A 2,296-nucleotide genomic window follows, 5' to 3' on the forward strand; every position below is an offset into this window, starting at 1 on the left:
TCGTGAAGTTGATGAACTTGAGCTCGGCCATCGGGTTGACCGGGATCAGGTCCAATTTACGGGCCTGACGAAAGGCCACCGCGAGCAGTCGGTAGAGCTGCTGGACGTAGGACAGTGACAACTCTTCCTGTGCCGGCCACATCAGCAGCTTGTCCAGGGTCTGGGCATTCACGTCACGAAGCAGCAAATCATCCAGACGCGGCTTGAGCTGGCAGCTGATCGCCGACTTGCCGGCCGAGCGACGCTTGGCCGAGAGCGCACGCGAACGGGCCATGCGATCGGCAAACCAGTCCAGCAACTCGCCGACGGTCACCCAACCCGAAACGCTGGCAGCCCCCTCAGCTGCGACCCGCAAACGCACTGCCGGCAGGGCCGCGACGACTTGCTTGGTGGACAGATCGGGAAATGCGCCGATGCGATGCCACTGGCGTTTGTTCAGCAGGTACCACGACCCACGCGTGCGGTTCTTCGCGAATCGAAAGTGCAGCGCGGGATGACTGGCATCGCGCAGATCGCGCACATGCTCCAGCTTGGCGTTACGCAGAATTTCGGCGTCGGACAGCTTTACGGTCAGGGTCTTGATCAGGGCGCTCAATCCTTCATCTCCGCCAGGGCAAAACGATCCACCACCTCGAACGTTGAGGGCCACATCAACGCGCCGTACCGCTTGGCCATGGCCTCGTCGGCAAACAAAGCCATGGCATGGTCCGGGGTACTTCCCAGCTCCCACTTGAATGAGCAGCAAAACACCGCGTAGCGGTAGTTCGATGGCGTGGGTGCAGCAAGTCGCTGGATATCCATCAGAATTTGTCCTTTTGACGATAACGGCTGGCTAGACTGGTAACTTTTTCCGGCTGCTCGACAGGCTCTGGCTTCCACCCCGCAGCAAGGTTTTCAAAGCGGTTGTACTGCCCAAGGAAGGCCGTACGGACGGTGCCCATCTCGATGTCGCGCCCTTTGCCGATGATGATTTCGGCGATGCCCTTGGCATCGGTGTTTTCGTGATAGACCTCGTCGCGGTACACGAACAGGATCACGTCGGCGTCCTGCTCGATGGCCCCGGACTCCCGCAAATCGGAAGGGATAGGCCGCTTGTTCGGGCGCTCTTCGCATTTGCGCGAGAGCTGGCTCAGCAGCACGACGGGAATGCCCAACTCATTGGCGAGCAGCTTGCAACCCCGGCTGATGCTGCTGACCTCCTCGGTACGGTTACCGCCCTCGCCTTCCAGCAATTGCAGGTAATCGATCATCAGCAGGTCCAAGCCGTAACGCATCTTGTGGCGACGGGCCAGGGAGCGGATGCGACCAATCGACGAGCCCGCTCGGTCAGCGATGTACAGCGGTGCCCGCTGCAGGATCCCGGCCGCAGCAGAAAGCTCCGCGCCGTGGCTCTGACACGCCGTGCCGTTTTTCACCAACGTGAGCGGAACACGTCCCTCGGATGCCACCGCCCGGTCGAGCAGCTGGCCTTTTTTCATCTCAAGGCTGATGACGAGCACCGACTTGCTCTGGCGCACCGCTGCGTCGATGACGAAGCCCATGGCGAGCGTGGTTTTGCCCATGGCAGGCCGGCCGGCAACGATGTACAGGTGATCCGGCTGCAAGCCGCCCAGTTTTTCGTCCAGGTCTTTCAGGCCGGTGGACAGGCCGATCAGCGTTTCACCGCGGGCATGGCGATCGTGACGCTCCTGCCACACCTCCAGTTGGTCGGCCAGGACATCACCCACTTTGACGATGTCGTCATCACCCGCACCGCAATCAATCGCCATGGCAGCGGCCTGGACGGCGGCGATTTTCGCCTGCACGTCCTGATCGCTGTGCGCGATATCCATGGCCTGGGTGCCAAGCTCAAACAGGGAACGTTCGATAGCCCTTTCACGCACGATGCCCGCGTAGGTCTTCGCACTGGCAACACTGGGCGTACCATGGACGATCTCGGCGCAGTAGGCGAAAGCTGGCGAGCCATCAGCCAAACTGCCAACGTGGTTGCCCACGGTGAGGAAGTCGACGGACTTGCCCGCATCACGAACCGCGAGAATCCCCCGATACACCTCGGCGTTTGCTGGAAAGTAAAACGATTCCGGGGACAGGTCGTCGCTCAGGGAGTCGATCAGTTCTGGGCGCTGCATCATCGCGCCCAGCAGGCCGTGCTCGGCCTCGATGCTGTAAGGCTCACGCACTGTAATTGCCCTCCACAACCTTGACGAAGTTGCTCGGGGCGATCAGCCAGTCGAAGCTGGCCCGGAAAGGTGCGCCGCCGTTTTTACCCGAAGCACGGCCCATCAGGAAATCGGAC

At 61.2% G+C, this 2,296-nt stretch carries 2 protein-coding genes and 1 pseudogene; all 3 read right to left on the reverse strand.

What is annotated here, in order from left to right:
* Positions 1 to 595, reverse strand: a pseudogene (locus EIY72_RS13025) (tyrosine-type recombinase/integrase); the annotation flags it as partial.
* Positions 592 to 801, reverse strand: a complete 210-nt coding sequence (locus EIY72_RS13030) for a hypothetical protein (protein WP_093219633.1) — start codon at positions 799 to 801, stop codon at positions 592 to 594. The gene EIY72_RS13030 and the pseudogene EIY72_RS13025, both read right to left, overlap by 4 nt.
* Positions 801 to 2,180 (reverse strand): replicative DNA helicase, encoded by a 1,380-nt coding sequence (dnaB, locus tag EIY72_RS13035; protein ID WP_093219627.1) that lies wholly within the window; start codon positions 2,178 to 2,180, stop codon positions 801 to 803. Before dnaB ends, EIY72_RS13030 begins: the two co-directional genes overlap by 1 nt.
* Positions 2,181 to 2,296: the final 116 nt, after the last annotated feature.

This window comes from Pseudomonas vancouverensis (genome assembly GCF_004348895.1).
Taxonomy (GTDB): Bacteria; Pseudomonadota; Gammaproteobacteria; order Pseudomonadales; family Pseudomonadaceae; genus Aquipseudomonas; species Aquipseudomonas vancouverensis.

Excerpts from the sequence above, each read along its gene's own strand:
- EIY72_RS13030 (WP_093219633.1), bottom strand. The coding sequence starts at position 801 with ATGGATATCCAGCGACTTGCTGCACCCACGCCATCGAACTACCGCTAC.